The sequence below is a fragment of the Bacillus litorisediminis genome (genome assembly GCF_022808645.1).
Classification (GTDB): Bacteria; Bacillota; Bacilli; order Bacillales; family JC228; genus Bacillus_BF; species Bacillus_BF litorisediminis.
Genome location: NZ_JAKZKT010000017.1, coordinates 57,324 through 73,224, shown reverse-complemented (window position 1 = coordinate 73,224; position 15,901 = coordinate 57,324). Strand labels below are relative to the sequence as shown.

The window sequence follows — 15,901 nt, the reverse complement described above, 5'->3', positions numbered from 1 at the left end:
ATTTAGCACTTTCAGAAAGTCTGCATTTTAGCAAAGAAGTACATTGGACGCAGTTAAAATTTTTAGGAATAAAGAATGACGTCCAGGATGACCTAGTCTAGAGATACATGAGGCGTGGCGTTTCGAGCGAGTGCAACTAGGCAATCTCCTGCCAAGCGCTAGGCGCTAGCCAAGTTTGCTTTATAGCGGAACCAATGTCCGTAAAGGCTGGATCATCCGCCAACCTGCTTGTCTTTACGGACATCCGATCCGTTATTTCGCCCGAAACCCCCTGATTTTCTGATCTTATCGGATATACGATTCGTAATATGGCTAAAATCACCCAAAAAAACCCGATATTTCTGGGATTAGCGGAACGAATGTCCGATAGCTTTCAAAAACCCCACTATTTGTCACAGATAGCGGAACGTATGTCCCTAAAACTTTGAAACCCGTCATTCTGGCAGTTTTATGCGGACACAAAATCTGTTCATTAAAATAACGCCCCAATATGAAAAGACGTATGGTTTCCCATACGTCTAAATAATCTATTCACCTAACTAATCTTCATTTGTATTAGATTGAAACAGTCCGATTAAATTGCCCCATGGGTCTGAAAATGTTGCCCATTTGACAGGTACCTCAGGTCTTGACTGAATTTCTAAGTATTCAACACCTAGATCTTCCATCAGTCGTTTTCGTTCTGTTTCAATATGTTTGACCCCTAATCGCAATGGCCCGCTCCCCGTTGCTGGTGTCCCTTCTGCAACCTGGAGCCAGCAATTAGGGATAAGTTCCCATTCGGCAAACCCTTCATGAGGGATAAAATCTGGTCCTTTCTTAAGCAATGTTTTATACCACTCTATACCTCTGGCAAAATCCTGAACACGAATTTGAATTGTCATTTCATTAGTCATCATAATCACCATCTTCTTGATGTAGTTCAGTACCGGACACAAGCCGTACTGTTTGAGAGACTTACTTAGAAAACTCTAGGATTTCAATCTCATTACCGGTCGGATCTTCAATTACGGTAAAGCGGCCAGGCGGACATGGTTTCGGTTCATTAAATAATACTTTAACCCCTTTTTCGCGAAGGTACTTAACCTCTTCATCCAATTTCTCTGAAACCAGAGCAGGGAGAACATTTCCTTTTGGCGGATGATAAACATCAGGTGCTTTCTCGAGAATGATAGGAAAGGTTTTATGCTGCAAGCTTACGATTGAATCTCCATAATGCTTTCCTACCCGGAAGCCGAGCACCTCTGTATAAAATTTCAGGGATTCTTCTATATCTTTTACCCGAATCGTCAGTACGCATATTTCATTTAACATAAAAATAACTCCTTTATAAATTGATTTTTAGTGGGTGGGACTTTTAGGTTATTTGGTTCCTTGGAATAAATGGAACTGCATTCCATAAGGGTCTTGAAACATTTCACTTGTATTATGGAATACTTTCGTTACCTTACACCCAGCTTCCAGTAATTTCGCTTTTGCTTCTTCGTAATCACGAACAGAAAATTCAAAGAAAACTAGTCCAGGCTTCGTTTCTTCCGTTATTTTTTCTATATAAAAGTTTGTTCCGCCAAGGCTTAGCTTTGTCTCATTTTCCATTATATGTACTGGGGCCATTCCCAGTATATTTTCATAAAAAGCAACAGCATTCTCGTAATCTCGTACCTGAACAGCAATATTATGAGTCAGGCGGTATGGGGCCCGTTCATTTAATACTTTAGTTGGAAGATAGTCCTCATAACCCGAAGGAAGTAAGTCAAATAAAGGCCAAACTACACAAAAATCATCACCAGGCCCAAACGGAGCCAATGCTCCTTGATAGATTGTTCCCTCTTCATCACGTCGGAAAACGGAGACACCCGGCATGCATTGGTTTTCTTTGGCAAAACCGACATCTTCCTTGAAGGTTAACCCATTAGAGGAAACAACAGGGAAGGTCCAGCGGCGTTCAGCAGCAAAATCACCTAAGATTTTTGGTTCATCCGGTGACTCCAATACAAATGCTGCCTTCCGGACAATGTGATGGTATACACCTGAGAATCCGTCTGCCCACATCGTACAATAGGAACAAGCTTTTCCCATATTATGTATAACAAACAACTCATTTTTATCTCCAAATAAATCTGATAAGTAAACAGTTTTCCCATCAGGGGTCAAAAATGCGTAATTTTGTACCAATTTTTCTGCTTTTGCCTTACGCAGCTCAGCTAACTTCACCTTTTTTCTATGAATTTCAGCTTCAAGCTGTTCAATTTGCTGTTCTAATTCAACAGTGTTCATTCGTATTCATCCCTTCTTTTTTCTAATCTTAATTCAAAAGAACTATAAAAATTTCTCCTAGTTTGCTGTTATAGCTTTTTGTCTTTTTCAAATAAAAGGTAAGGAAGATTTATTAAAATTGGCGGATCAACCGGGAGTGGTCCCCGCAATTTTATTGTTACTTCTATATTGGAATGATCGGAAACTCTGATTTTATCTGATTTCCCGCGAAGTGAAGTCCTGGAAAAATTATAATGTTTTGGATGAAGTCCCCATGGAAGACCTGCTGCCAGAACATAGTATTCTCCCCTTGGAACTTCAGAGAATACACAATATTTTCTAGAATGTTTAATAGCTGTTCCGACAATGGGACGCTGGTCGGGTATCTGGCGCGGGAAAAGGCCAATAAATATTAGTCCATTAAATGTCACTGGGGCTTCAATATGACAAGTTACATAAGGAATTCGCTTAACAGAATCATCGGACGGGGGCCTAACCATATTTTGATAGTGCTGAAGGTGAGAAACATAGGTACCTGTTTTTTGGCGAAATGATTTAGGTGACATCCCTACATATTGCTTAAAGCGACTCGAGAATGATCCAATACTGCGAAAACCAATCGAGAGAAGAGTTTTTAAATTAGAGTCTGATGAATGTAAAAGGAGATCCTTGCTTGATTCGATACGCAGAGCTGACAAGTAATGACGTGGTGTTATCCCGGTAACCTCTTTAAATACCCGAATAAAATGGTATGTACTATAGCCAACATAAGAAGCAATGTCTTTTGTAGTTATTTCTTGATCTAAATGCTTATGCATGTAGTCAATAGCCTTTTTTGTGACTTTCATATGCTCACTTTCGGTCATGTTGCGAGCCTCCCGTTTATGTCATTCTTCCTATCAATTCCACAAAACTAGTAAAAATCCCTTTCTTTCCAACATAGAGTTGCTTGTTGTTTACAAAAGTTATTTTTCTAAAATATAAAAATCTTCTAAACCCTCTCTTTACTTTTTGCCAAATATGCTAGAATAGTAGTACTTTTTAAAAAAAGGAGTGGTACGAATGCTGAAGTTTCCGAAACCAGATGTTGAACAATTTTTTCGAACTACTTTAATCCAGGATTTTGCTGTTCACCCAGATGAGAAACAATTGGTTTTTAGTACGAATTTAAGCGGCCATTATAATATTTGGGCAATGGACTTACCCAAACAATTTCCTTACCAGCTGACCTTTAAAGATCAGAGTACACAAGCCCTTTATTATGCCAAAACAGGACAATTTATTATTGCGGGTTTTGATCAGGATGGAGATGAAAATACACAGCTTTATGCACTTCAGCCGCAGGGTGGCGAGCTAGTGCCTGTCCGTGTGCAAGAAAAGGAACGCCATTTCTTTGCACATCTTTCAAAGGATGGAAAAAGGCTCTATTATACAGGAACAAAAAATAATCCCCGATTTTTAAATTCATATCTGTATAATCTTGAAACAGAAGAAGAAAAAATCATTTTAGAAGGTAAGGAGGCCCCGACTTTTATTGAGGCTGTCAGCCCTGATGAAAGCAGTATTGCCTATATAAAAAGCTTCGGGAATACATACACCCTTGGCTATGTTCATACTGAAAACGGCGACTACTTATTAACACCAGAAACGGAAGAGCAGCATACCGTTTCACAAATTGTCTATACATCTGAGCATGAAATCTATTTCCTGACTGATTATGATGCAGATCTGTCCTACTTAGCAAAGTATAATCTAGAAACGAAAGAGTTTTCGAAGGTCCTTCAGATAGAGGGCGAGGATTTTTCAAATGTGAAATATAGCAAGCAAGATAATCTTCTTTATTTAGTAGGATCTTTTGGAGTGGAAGACAGATTTTATCAATACCATTTAGCAGACGGTAAACTGACCCGGCTTACGACTCCAACAAGTGTTATTGTGAAGATTGCTGTCATGGAAAGCGGAAACCTTTACTTGTTAGGGCGTGATGCAACCCGCCCATTCAATATTTTCAAATCAGCGGATCAGGGAAATTCTTGGGAAGAGCTAACACACTACAGGGTTCCCGGTGTAAAAGATGAAGAGCTGGTTGAGCCTGAAGTTCTAAAGTACCCTTCCTTTGATGGACTTGAAATTGAAGCCCTCTTCTTCAGAGCGAAAGAAGAAAATTCAAATGGTCATGTCATTCTCTGGCCGCATGGCGGACCGCAATCATTAGAGCGTAAATGGTTTCGGGCTCGTTTCCAATTCCTTGTCAATCGCGGGTATTCTATTTTTGCTCCAAATTTCCGCGGTTCTTCCAATTATGGTCTAAAGTTTATGAAAATGGTTGAAGGAGACTGGGGTCATGGCCCGCGTCTTGATAATATTGAAGGTCTCGAGTGGCTGATTAAAAATGGATATGCAGACCGTGATAAAATTTTATTAATGGGCGGAAGCTATGGCGGTTACATGGCGCTGCTCCTGCATGGCCGACATGCTAATTACTTTAAAGCCGTTGTTGATATTTTTGGAGTCAGCAATCTGTTCTCTTTCTACGAGTCAGTTCCCGAGTTTTGGAAGCCATTCATGAACCAATGGGTGGGAGACCCTGTTAAGGATAAAGATAAACTAACTGAGGATTCGCCAATTACTCATTTAGATGGCATGGTTAAACCGATGCTGGTGATTCAAGGAGCGAATGACCCTCGTGTAGTTAAAGCCGAGTCCGACCAAATTGTAAAGGCCTTAAGAGAAAAGGGTCGCGAAGTAGAATACCTCGTACTTGAAGACGAAGGGCATGGCTTTACGAAAAAAGAAAACGAAATAAAGGTTGACCGGAAAATCCTCGAGTTTTTTGAGCGGTTTGTTAACTAATATGTGTGAGAAGGGACCAATTATTTGGTTCCTTTTTTGATTTATAATGTATCAAATTTGAATCTGAACGCGGTTCAGCCTGGGGAATTCTCCTGCAGAAAAGGACATAAAATCCGTTATTCCCTTTAAAACCATTGTTTTTATTAACTTAATTCAAAAATCTTGTTTGGGGCATGGTTTCGGTTCTAGGTTCCGTTATTGTGCTTTTTTTCTGGCCAAAATTGATTGATTTTGTGCGAATAGCGGAATCAGAATCCGCTTCAGCCTCTGAAGTGCAGGTTTTCATTCTAATAACGGAATGAGGGTCCGTCAAACTTATTTAATGGATCCTCATTCCGCTATTCATTGAAAAATCTTTGTTTGGAGCCTGGTTTCGGTTCTAGGTTCCGCTATATGCTTTTTTCTGGCCAAAATTGATTGATTTTGTGCGAATAGCGGAATCAGAATCCGCTTCAGCTCCTGAAGTGCAGGTTTTCATTCAAATAACGGAATGAGGATCCGCCAAACTTATTTAATGGATCCTCATTCCGCTATTCATTGAAAAATCTTTGTTTGGAGCCTGGTTTCGGTTCTAGGTTCCGTTATTTGCTTTTTTCTGGCCAAAATTGATTGATTTTGTGCGAATAGCGGAATCAGAATCCGCTTCAGCCCCTGAAGTGCAGGTTTTCATTCAAATAACGGAATGAGGATCCGTCAAACTTATTTAAACAGAACCATCTTCCCATATTGCCCAATCAATTTTATTAGGAAAGGATTGACATAAAGAATAGTGAATTATAATATATATCTAAAGGATATATATCAAAAAGATATAAGGAGCTCGTTCAATGGCAAAAGAAAATTATACAAAATATGTGTTATTGGGAATGCTGACAACTAAATGCAGGACTGGGTATGCGATCAAACAGATGATTGACCAGAGCATCTCGCACTTTTGGAAAATTAGTTATGGCCAAATTTATCCTAACCTAAAGAAACTAGTAGAAGAGGGCTTAGCTACAGTTGAGGACACGAGTCAGGAAGGGCTTCCGGATAAAAAAGAGTATCAGATTACTGAAAAAGGGAAACAGGTCTTGCAAGCCTGGCTACAGGAGCCTATCTCTATTATTCCAACCGAAAAAAATGAACTTTTACTAAAACTCTTTTTTAGCCGACATCAGGCACCCGATTCAGCGATCAAACAAATCAGCTTTTATAAGGAAAAGCTCCAAGATCGGTTAAATACCTATATCGGGATTGAAACAATGATTCGTACTGATATGGAGGATGCTGAGGATGCAATGTTTTGGCTGATGACTTTGGATTATGGTCAAAGAACAACAAAAGCGATACTAGAGTGGTGTGAAGTGAGTATTGAAAAACTCTTGAAAAAAAAGTAAGGAGTGAGACCGATGGGTAAGATGGTTCATAAGGGGCGTTTTATGGCACAGTCAGGGGAAAATTTTGTTGTATTTATTATTGGGATGAGGGTGAATAAATGGTGGGCTATCCATCAATGGTGGCCGGTTTTTAAGGCAATGCCAGCTATGTTAAAAGAGCTGTACACTCATAAAGAATCAGGCTTTCGCTCACTTGAAATGACAGTAAATTTCCGAACTATCCTCTTAGTCCAGTATTGGCGTTCGTTTGAGGACTTAAAGGCCTATGCTAGAGGTCCGATCCATTTGAAGGCATGGAAACATTTTTATCAAAAGGTTAGTGAATCTAATGCGGTAGGGATCTACCATGAAACCTATCAAATATCTTCAGGAAATTATGAATGCCTTTATGCTAATATGCCTGTATTTGGATTGGCAAAAGCAATTGGCCATAAGGAGATCACTCCTCAAAACCAATCAGCTGAGAAACGGATGAACGCCTAGCGTATCGATCTTTCAAAAAATGAAGTAAAGAAAATGAATAATTGGTAGAATAAAGAAGAGGAATGTTAAAAAAAGCCAAACAAAAGGAGCGGAGGATATGAAAATAAGAGATCGGGGTATATCGATTGGAAGATTACACCCAGGTCCAAAAAACTGTATTACCGATGTTAGCGGTGTTAAGGTAGGCCATGTAACATTAGATTACCCGATTGATGAACAGAACGGGGAGTATGCCTGTACGGGAGTGACAGCGGTTTTGCCGCATGGAGGAAACCTTTTTCAAGAAAAGGTTACAGCAGCATCCTATGTCATCAATGGTTTTGGAAAAACAACGGGACTCGTGCAAATTGACGAATTAGGTGTGATTGAATCACCGATTATGTTAACCAATACCTTTGCTGTACCCGCCGTTGCACATGGCACGCTCCAATATATGTTAGCCAATAACCCTGAAATAGGAGAATCAACCGGGACGATTAATATTGTAGTCGGAGAGTGTAATGATAGCCTTTTAAATTCAATAAGACTGCTTCCCGTCAAACCCGAACATGCAATTGAATCTATTGAAAAAGCAACAGATCAGCCTGTGCAGGAAGGTGCTGTGGGTGCCGGAAAAGGCATGGTGTGTTTTGGATATAAAGGCGGAATCGGAAGCTCTTCACGGCTAATTATAGATCAAGCAAGCGGAGAAACGTATATAATAGGGTGTTTAGTAGTTACGAATTTTGGTAAAAAAGAAGAATTCCAAAAAATAAGGTATCATTTGGGTCACGGGGAAAACAGACTCGCTTTATCGAAAACAGCTGATGGATCGATTATGATGGTTCTCGCTACAGATGCGCCGTTAAGTGACCGCCAACTAAAAAGAGTGGCTAAAAGATGTGGTGTCGGTCTGGGAAGAACAGGCAGCCATTACAGCCACGGCAGCGGGGATATTGTTATAGCATTTTCGACAGCTAATAAAACTAACCATTTTTCCGGCAAGCTAACAGAAAATCATAGACAGCTTCGCGATGATCATCCTATGATGAATCAATTATTTACAGGAGCAGCGGAAGCTACCGAAGAAGCTATATTAAATTCTCTATCACAAGCAGAAACCACAACAGGAAGAAAAGGTCATATCGCATACAAGTATCCTTTTGAATAACATGTTAAAAGCTGATTATTAATAACTCGACTCTCGTATTGTGAATTCGGCAAGAACGATCTGCGAAAATCGATTTGATAACCATACATGGAAAATCACATAGAATATAATATGATACGTTCGAGTATTAAAGAAGGGAAGCATCACAGTGTCCCCTTTTTAAGATTCCAGATTTTTTGCGGACAGATTGTATCAATCTGTCCTATTTCATGTGCAGCGATTTTAAGCAACCAATAGCATAATAGAAAATGAAAAGTTTTACTTGATAATTTTTACTTTCCGTTCAATAATCTTGTTAGTGTGCAATTTTTTTATTTCCCCATTTGGGAAGTCAAGTTTATCGAAAAGGGGGACCTAAAGATGAAGTTTAGAGTTTCTGCCGTGCAATATGAATTACGAACAATTAGCTCCTTCGAAGAGTTTGCTAAGCAGTCTGAGCACTATGTCAAAACAGCAGCGGAATTTGGGGCGGACTTTGTACTATTTCCAGAGTTTTTTACTACGCAGCTAATGTCAATCGGCGATCAAAATAGAAATGCCTTATCTATAAATGATTTACCTGAGTTCACAGCTCAATACCTAGAGTTATTTTCTTCATTAGCGATGCAGACAAACATGCATATCGTAGGAGGTACTCATGTCATTAGAAGAGGGGAGCGCCTCTATAATGTAGCACATTTGTTTTACCCGGATGGGCGGATTGGCGAACAGGCAAAACTCCATATTACGCCGACAGAGGTTCATGAGTGGAACATGGCACCAGGAGAAGATTTTAAGATCTTTGACACGGAAAAGGGGAAAATTGCAATCCTTACGTGTTATGATATTGAATTCCCTGAAATTGTCCGGATGGCAAAAGCTAAAGGTGCGGATGTCATTTTTGTCCCTTCTTGTACGGACGACAGACATGGCTTCTACCGAGTTCGGTACACTAGTCATGCTAGAGCTGTTGAAAACCAAGTCTACGTTGTGTTAACAGGAACAGTTGGTTCCCTTCCAACCGTTGATTTTATGAGAGCTAACTTTGGTCAGGCAGCGATTATTACCCCTAATGATATTCCTTTTCCGCCTCGAGGAATCTTAGCAGAAGGAGAAATAAACAACGATATGGTTATTACGGCTGATCTCGATCTAAGCTTGCTTTATGAAGTTCGTGAAAAAGGGTCTGTAACTACATGGAGAGACCGCAGAACGGACTTATATACGGACTGGGAAGCTCAGGAAAAAGCAGGAGTGGTATCAAGCAATCATCTTACAAATCAATCCATCTAACGTTTAGTAAAGGAGCAAGCAAATGGAATATAGACGAATTACCTCTATCCAAGACCCACTTTTTAAAAAAATGCACGATTTAATGAAGGAAGTATTTCCGCAAGAGGAAGTATTAGACTTTGAATTATGGAAGGAACCGCTTGAAGATCCAGGAATTCGTGTTTTTGTTGCAGTTCATGAAAATGAAGTGGTAGGAGCTACTGAATACCGCTACTATCCTGACTGGAACATTGCGATGACTGACTTTACTATAATCGGCAAGTCAGGTCTTGGAATTGGCCCATTTTTAGTGCAAAAGCGTGCTAATGATTTAATGGAGCTTGCAGCAGAAAATAGCAAGCAGCTGTTTGGGATGTTTGCCGAAATCTATGATCCCTATCGAGTCAAGGACCACGATTTTGGAGGGATTATGTCTATGAATCCATTCGTACGCAGAGAAGTTTTGGCTCACTTAGGCTATAAGCGTCTTGATTTGCAGTATGTTCATCCGTCCTGGAACAATGATGGTGAAGCTGTATCAGGATTAGACTTATGCTTCATGCCGACTGATCCAACTGTTTCTGAAATAAGCGCTGACCTTGTCGTAAACTTTTTAAACCGTTATTATTCTGTTCTTCCTGAAAAACCAGCGGAATGGATTCAAATGATAGAGGAACTGGAAACAAAAGAAACGGTTCAGCTGTTGCCATTATAAAAATATTGGCCCTCATTTCTGAGGTATTTGAAAGGAATGAGATCCGTGCAGCCTTTTACAGAAGAAGTGATTCGGATTATACAAGAGATTCCGCCAGGAAAAGTGATGACTTATGGACAGATTGCGCGTTTAGCTGGCAGTCCGAGAGGAGCAAGACAGGTCGTGCGGATTCTTCATTCTATGAGTGATAAATATAAACTTCCATGGCACAGGGTTATTAATAGTAAAGGGGAAATAGGGATAAAAGCAGAGGATTTATTATTAATACAAATGATGTCCTTAGAAAGTGAAGGAGTCGAGATTAGTCATCATAATAGGATTAATCTGGAACGGTACCAATACAGACCAACATCGGATCAGTAAATTGCTTTAGATCGCAATGAATAAATACCTAAATTAGAATATTAAACAGAATATTGTATATTTTTCTGAAAAAGAGTATAGTATAGGATAAGAATTATTTCCAAAGAGCGGTGCTTTGCTTCTTTACAAAGCACCGTTCTTTTAATGTGGTGGAAAAAAGAATAAGGGGGGAATTCATTCCCGCCCTCAGAATGTTTTATTTAGTATTAGCGTTTCCGTTTTTTCCTGTCTTCTACATATGGGTCGTGTTCGTAAGCTGGCAAATCACCAAATGTGGTCATAATGCCCTCTTCATCTAAAGCATTTTCAAAATCTTCATGCTGGGAAGTCGGAAAAACCCTTATATTCTTCCCGTCTATATCATTTCCGATAAAATTTTCATAATCTTCGACGTAACCAACATTTTCGTCATATTCAACATAATTATCATTATAACTGGTAGGGGGAACGAAAAAGTCAGATGGAGATTCAGAAGTTCCCCAAGTTGCCACTTCCTGCCAAGAATCTTCAGCATCAAAAGCAACAGACTCATCCTTTTCATCAAGATCCCATTTTCCGAATGGAGGCATTAACACATCTTCTTCAATCGGCCTCTGATGTGAAACATTCTGGTCAAGGGTGTGTTCCTTGCAGTAAAGAGTTGTGGGAATAGCTTCAAGACGTTCAAATGAAATGTCTTTTCCGCATGCCTTACACTTGCCGTAACTGCCATTCTCGATTGCCTTCAGTGCATTTTCAATTTTTTCAAGTTCATATTCCTGGTGCTGCTTTAATGCAATATCCTTTTCCCGTTCAAATAATTCACTTCCCTCATCGGCGGGGTGATTATCATAACTGGATAGTTCTCCGGTTGATTCGTGTGCGTGTCCTCTTTCAAGGTTATAATGATCGTTTTTTTCAAGCCTTTCTTCTATTTCCTGCTTCATATTCATGAGGGTTTGTTTAAACGTTTGAAGCTGCTGTGATGTTATCATGTTACACTTCCCCCTTCATTAAATTGTGATTCTTCTCTTGGAATAGTGTTCTCTTTCAGAATTTCAGAAATTAGAAAAGTTGCTTCAGTCAATAGACTTGTGCTTGTTCCAAGAATGGCACTGAAGATGATATCAAAAGGATAATGGTGCCCCACCCAAATTCGCGAAAATCCAGTTAATAGGGAAAGGAGAGCAAACAGCATTCCCAATACGCGTTCTCGAATTATTAGGACGGTTGATATAGCAAAGGCTAAGACAGTATGTTTACTCGGAAAAGAAGAGTCGAGCTTGGTTGGAATCAATATTCCAACTCGCTGTTTCAAAAAAGGACGCGGTCTATAGCAAAAAATTTTAAGGAAGCGGATTAAGAAAAGATTTGCTAAAGTTGATATAGCTGCATTGCGAACAGTCTCACGATGCTTTCTGCCTGAGAATAATAAAATGATAAGGATGAAAAGGTATAGATACCGAACTTTTTTCGATAAAAAGATCATAATTTGATCTAGTATTGGGAAATGCCCCGATTTTGAAACAATCACTTGAAAGAGCTTATTGTCCATATAACCTTCTCCTTTTGCTATAGGAGTAATGTCCCCTATTCAGAGAAAAAAATGTATATAGCAAAACGAGCAATACAAGCTGAGAGTAACTAAGTTCGGTTGATGACTGCTAGTTAGGGTATAAGCGGTAAAAGAAAAATCGCCTGCTTCTGCAGGCGATTTTTGCTTGTATGAAGTTCATTATTAAATAACAGCTGATATTTCCTTTTGTACGAAGGTTTCTAAATCAATAAATGCCTGATAAAGTTTTTCTGCTGAAAAGGACCCTTTCATTAAATGAATGGACTCAGAAGGCTTTACGATTGCTTCAGCAATCCGCAAAAGCTTTGCCTGCTCGTGAAGTTGAAGGCCTAAATGTTCCAGCATATATGGGAGCTGTAAGGACTTATAAAGTTCAATCAGTTTTTTAATTTCATTCCAATTTTTTTCTAAAACAAGCTGAATTAAGATCCCGTAAGCAACCTTTTCTCCGTGCAATAAATGATGGGTTTCCTCTAGAATGGTTAGGCCATTGTGAACTGCATGTGCACCAGAAATTCGTCCAAATTGATCACCATAGCCTCCTACCATTCCACCGGCAACGATATTGGTTTCAATTACTTTAAGAAGGGATGGGGAAATTTCTCCGGCTTTAAGATCTTGTAGGGCATCTAAGCTATGCTCTAATAATACATCCCGACATAACCGGGCCGCATGGTGGGCAATCGAAACAGCAAGCGGAGGATCTTTAAGCTCTCTCATAATTACATCTGCCTCATACCATTTAGCCAATGTATCGGCAATCCCAGCGATTAAATAGCGAGACGGGGAGTTTAAAAACGCTCTTGGCTCAATTAATACATAAAGGCTGCTTCTCGGAAAAATCGAATAATGAGTAAAGCTGCCATCCTCATCATAAAATACACTTAAAGGTGTCCAGGCTGCACAAGTAGAGGCTAGCGTTGGAAGTAAAATCGCATCAATATTAGCCTGATTGGCTGCTGCTTTTGTAATATCCAGGACTTTACCTCCGCCAATCCCAATGATCGCCTCAGCCTTTTCTTGCTTAGCGATTTTACAGACTCTGTTTACCTCTTTTAATGTACATTCTCCATGATAGGGGACAAAGGTAAAGGAAAGAGTGGTTCTTTCCTTGGGAAAATAGGGAGAAATGGCATTCCAGGATTTTTCTCCATGCAGTACAATACATTTTGTAATGTGATTGGACTGAAGCAAAGTGTCTAATTTATCTAGGATCCCAATCTCACAGGAATAATAAGAGGGTGCACCCCGGACCTCCAGATTCATAATGATTCACTCCTTTTTTAAAAAATTAAACCGTTCGCAAAGATTGTTGTTTTTCGTATTTATGTTGTTACTAAAGAGCCACTGATTTTGAAATGATAGGTTTGGAATTCACCAAAGCTGTCCGAATATAGCTCTGATTCTGACACGAAAGGCGATAAAATCACCGAAGCTGTCCGAATACAGCTCTGATTCAGACACGAAAGGCGATAAAATCACCGAAGCTGTCCGAATACAGCTCAGATTCAGACACGAAAGGCGATAAAATCACCGAAGCTGTCCGAATACAGCTCTGATTCAGACACGATAGGCGATAAAATCACCGAAGCTGTCCGAATACAGCTCAGATTCTGACACGAAAGGCGATAAAATCACCGAAGCTGTCCGAATATAGCTCTGATTCTGACACGATGGTCGTTAAAATCACCGAAGCTGTCCGAATATAGCTCTGATTCTGACACGAAAGGCGATAAAATCACCGAAGCTGTCCGAATACAGCTCTGATTCTGACACGAAAGGCGATAAAATCACCGAAGCTGTCCGAATACGGCTCTGATTTTGACACGAAAGGCGATAAAATCACCGAAGCTGTCCGAATACGGCTCTGATTCTGACACGATAGACTTGGAATTCACCGAAGCTGTCCGAATACAGCTCTGATTCTGACACGATGGTCGTTAAAATCACCAAAGCTGTCCGAATACAGCTCTGATTCAGACACGAAAGGCGATAAAATCACCGAAGCTGTCCGAATACGGCTCTGATTCTGACACGATAGGCGATAAAATCACAGAAGCTGTCCGAATACGGCTCTGATTCTGACACGATGGTCGTTAAAATCACCAAAGCTGTCCGAATACAGCTCAGATTCTGACACGAAAGGCGATAAAATCACCGAAGCTGTCCGAATACAGCTCTGATTCAGACACGATAGGCGATAAAATCACCAAAGCTGTCCGAATACGGCTCTGATTCAGACACGATAGGCGATAAAATCACCAAATCTGTCTGATTTCAGCTATGTTGGACAAATTGGTGCTGATGACAACAAAGTTTAAAAAAAATAATAAATATGAAAATAACGCCAGCTCGCACCGGCGTTATTCTAATTAACGGTTTAACATCCATTCAGGCTTCCCAAAGCCTTCAAATTCAGCATCGATAACAGCTTCAAATTCTGGAGATTCAACAGCTTCTATAATATCTTTTGCAAATGGTTCTTCTAAATCTTTTGTATTAACTACAACGCGGTTGCGATATTGATCTGGCATATTTTCTAATACAAGTGCGTCAAGTAAATTCATATTAGCAGCTAATGCAAAGTTGCCTGGCACCGCGGATAGGTCAACACTTTCAACAGCACGCGGCAATTGCCCGGCTTCAATTGGTTCAAATTTTAGGTTTTTCACATTGTCTTCGATATCATTTTCAGACACAGTCAAAGGATCTGCATCTGCAGAGATGGTAATGAGTCCGGCATCTTCTAAAATTAAGAAGGCACGTGCAGCATTGGTTGGATCATTCGGAATGGCGATTGTAGCTCCGTCTGCAATTTCATCCATCGATGAAAATTTATTTGAGTAAATCCCCATTGGTGCTGTTGGAACAACGATCAGTTCAGATAGTTCCAGATTGTGTTCTTTTGCAAAGCTTTCCATATAAACTTTATGCTGAAATAAATTGGCGTCAAGATCTCCGCTGGCAAGAGCTTTATTTGGCTGAATATAATCACTGAATTCTACGACTTCCACTTCGTAGCCCTTCTCTTCTAAGATTGGCTTAATAGCTTTCGTTACCATATCACTATAAGGACCTGCTGTTGCCCCAAATGTTATCTTTTTATCTTCAGATGCACTTGAGCCGCCTGAAGTACTTTCACTTCCGCAAGCAGCTAAAAACATTGTGAACACTAGTGCTAATAATGCTGCAAATTTCTTCATGATTGTTTCCCCCAATTAATTATATTTTTATATAAAAGATCTAAGGTTTGATGTAACCACTATCTTTTATCAACTAGTTTGGAAAAGCGGTCTCCCAAAAACTGAATAAGCTGAACTAAGCAAATGAGAACAACAACCGTTGTGATCATGACGGTATCATCGTAACGGTAATAACCAAATCTTATGGCAAGGTCACCGACACCTCCGCCTCCGACTGTTCCCGCCATCGCTGAGTAAGCAATTAAGCTGATAACTGTTAATGTAATCCCTTGAATAATTCCCGGTTTGGCCTCTGAAATTAATACATCTTTTATAATCATCCAAGGAGATGCACCCGCAGCCACAGCCGCTTCGATAATTCCCTTATCGATTTCGCGGAGGGATGTTTCGACCAGCCTTGCGAAAAATGGAATAGCCGCAACTGACAGCGAAACGGAAGCTGCAGTTGGACCTATCGTAGTTCCAGCAATCAGATTCGCTAATGGCAATAAAGCGATGAGCAGAATAATAAAAGGAATCGAGCGAACCATATTGACGATAAATCCAAGCACACTTTTAATGGCACCATTTTGTAAAAATAATCCTTTATCAGTAACAAACAAGAGAATTCCCGTCGGTAATCCGAAAATAAATCCTGCGAGCATCGCAATACCGACCATATAAATCGTTTCAAAAAAGGCCATGTTTAGTTCA

Annotated in this window: 17 protein-coding genes; 7 read left to right on the top strand and 10 right to left on the bottom strand. The window is 39.9% G+C overall.

Annotation, left to right across the window (positions count from 1 at the left end):
- Positions 1–136 precede the first annotated feature (136 nt).
- The 5 genes from MLE14_RS10765 to MLE14_RS10745 form a co-directional block, all read right to left on the bottom strand.
- A complete protein-coding gene (locus tag MLE14_RS10765; protein ID WP_243298375.1) occupies positions 137–322 on the bottom strand; it encodes a hypothetical protein in 186 nt (61 codons plus the stop codon).
- A gap of 217 nt (positions 323–539) precedes the next feature.
- Positions 540–896: a VOC family protein gene (locus MLE14_RS10760; protein WP_243298374.1), complete on the bottom strand. Its 357-nt coding sequence runs from the start codon at positions 894–896 to the stop codon at positions 540–542.
- A 61-nt stretch (positions 897–957) separates the two neighbouring features.
- Positions 958–1,314, bottom strand: coding sequence for a VOC family protein (locus MLE14_RS10755; RefSeq protein ID WP_243298373.1), 357 nt, complete (start codon positions 1,312–1,314; stop codon positions 958–960).
- A 48-nt stretch (positions 1,315–1,362) separates the two neighbouring features.
- Positions 1,363–2,277 (bottom strand): DUF899 family protein, encoded by a 915-nt coding sequence (locus MLE14_RS10750; protein WP_243298372.1) that lies wholly within the window; start codon positions 2,275–2,277, stop codon positions 1,363–1,365.
- A gap of 68 nt (positions 2,278–2,345) precedes the next feature.
- On the bottom strand, positions 2,346–3,122 hold the full coding sequence (locus tag MLE14_RS10745) for a helix-turn-helix domain-containing protein (RefSeq protein ID WP_243298371.1): 777 nt from the start codon (positions 3,120–3,122) through the stop codon (positions 2,346–2,348).
- A 196-nt stretch (positions 3,123–3,318) separates the two neighbouring features.
- On the opposite strand from MLE14_RS10745, the gene MLE14_RS10740 reads away from it, so the two are divergent.
- From MLE14_RS10740 to MLE14_RS10710, 7 genes are all read left to right on the top strand, one after another.
- Positions 3,319–5,109, top strand: coding sequence for a S9 family peptidase (locus MLE14_RS10740; RefSeq protein ID WP_243298370.1), 1,791 nt, complete (start codon positions 3,319–3,321; stop codon positions 5,107–5,109).
- Between the two features lie 827 nt (positions 5,110–5,936).
- Positions 5,937–6,488 carry a PadR family transcriptional regulator gene (locus MLE14_RS10735; RefSeq protein ID WP_243298369.1) on the top strand — a complete coding sequence of 184 codons (552 nt, stop codon included), beginning with the start codon at positions 5,937–5,939 and terminating at the stop codon, positions 6,486–6,488.
- Between the two features lie 12 nt (positions 6,489–6,500).
- Complete coding sequence (locus MLE14_RS10730; protein ID WP_390628669.1) at positions 6,501–6,971, top strand: DUF4188 domain-containing protein; 471 nt, start codon at positions 6,501–6,503, stop codon at positions 6,969–6,971.
- Positions 6,972–7,068: 97 nt separating this feature from the next.
- On the top strand, positions 7,069–8,121 hold the full coding sequence (locus MLE14_RS10725; RefSeq protein ID WP_243298368.1) for a DmpA family aminopeptidase: 1,053 nt from the start codon (positions 7,069–7,071) through the stop codon (positions 8,119–8,121).
- 360 nt (positions 8,122–8,481) lie between these two features.
- Positions 8,482–9,393 carry a carbon-nitrogen hydrolase family protein gene (locus tag MLE14_RS10720; protein ID WP_243298367.1) on the top strand — a complete coding sequence of 304 codons (912 nt, stop codon included), beginning with the start codon at positions 8,482–8,484 and terminating at the stop codon, positions 9,391–9,393.
- A gap of 22 nt (positions 9,394–9,415) precedes the next feature.
- A complete protein-coding gene (locus MLE14_RS10715; RefSeq protein WP_243298366.1) occupies positions 9,416–10,087 on the top strand; it encodes a GNAT family N-acetyltransferase in 672 nt (223 codons plus the stop codon).
- Positions 10,088–10,123: 36 nt separating this feature from the next.
- Positions 10,124–10,450: an MGMT family protein gene (locus MLE14_RS10710; RefSeq protein ID WP_243298365.1), complete on the top strand. Its 327-nt coding sequence runs from the start codon at positions 10,124–10,126 to the stop codon at positions 10,448–10,450.
- 206 nt (positions 10,451–10,656) lie between these two features.
- Here MLE14_RS10710 and MLE14_RS10705 read toward each other — a convergent pair whose 3' ends face one another.
- From MLE14_RS10705 to MLE14_RS10685, 5 genes are all read right to left on the bottom strand, one after another.
- On the bottom strand, positions 10,657–11,424 hold the full coding sequence (locus MLE14_RS10705) for a TraR/DksA C4-type zinc finger protein (RefSeq protein ID WP_243298364.1): 768 nt from the start codon (positions 11,422–11,424) through the stop codon (positions 10,657–10,659).
- Complete coding sequence (locus MLE14_RS10700; protein WP_243298363.1) at positions 11,421–11,984, bottom strand: phosphatase PAP2 family protein; 564 nt, start codon at positions 11,982–11,984, stop codon at positions 11,421–11,423. The genes MLE14_RS10705 and MLE14_RS10700 overlap by 4 nt, the downstream gene beginning before the upstream one ends.
- Positions 11,985–12,167: 183 nt before the next feature.
- The gene (locus MLE14_RS10695; RefSeq protein ID WP_243298362.1) at positions 12,168–13,271 is read right to left on the bottom strand and encodes an iron-containing alcohol dehydrogenase family protein; all 1,104 of its coding nucleotides are present in this window, start codon (positions 13,269–13,271) and stop codon (positions 12,168–12,170) included.
- Positions 13,272–14,377: 1,106 nt separating this feature from the next.
- Positions 14,378–15,208, bottom strand: coding sequence for a MetQ/NlpA family ABC transporter substrate-binding protein (locus MLE14_RS10690; protein ID WP_243298361.1), 831 nt, complete (start codon positions 15,206–15,208; stop codon positions 14,378–14,380).
- A 59-nt stretch (positions 15,209–15,267) separates the two neighbouring features.
- A complete protein-coding gene (locus tag MLE14_RS10685; protein WP_243298391.1) occupies positions 15,268–15,891 on the bottom strand; it encodes a methionine ABC transporter permease in 624 nt (207 codons plus the stop codon).
- Positions 15,892–15,901 lie beyond the last annotated feature (10 nt).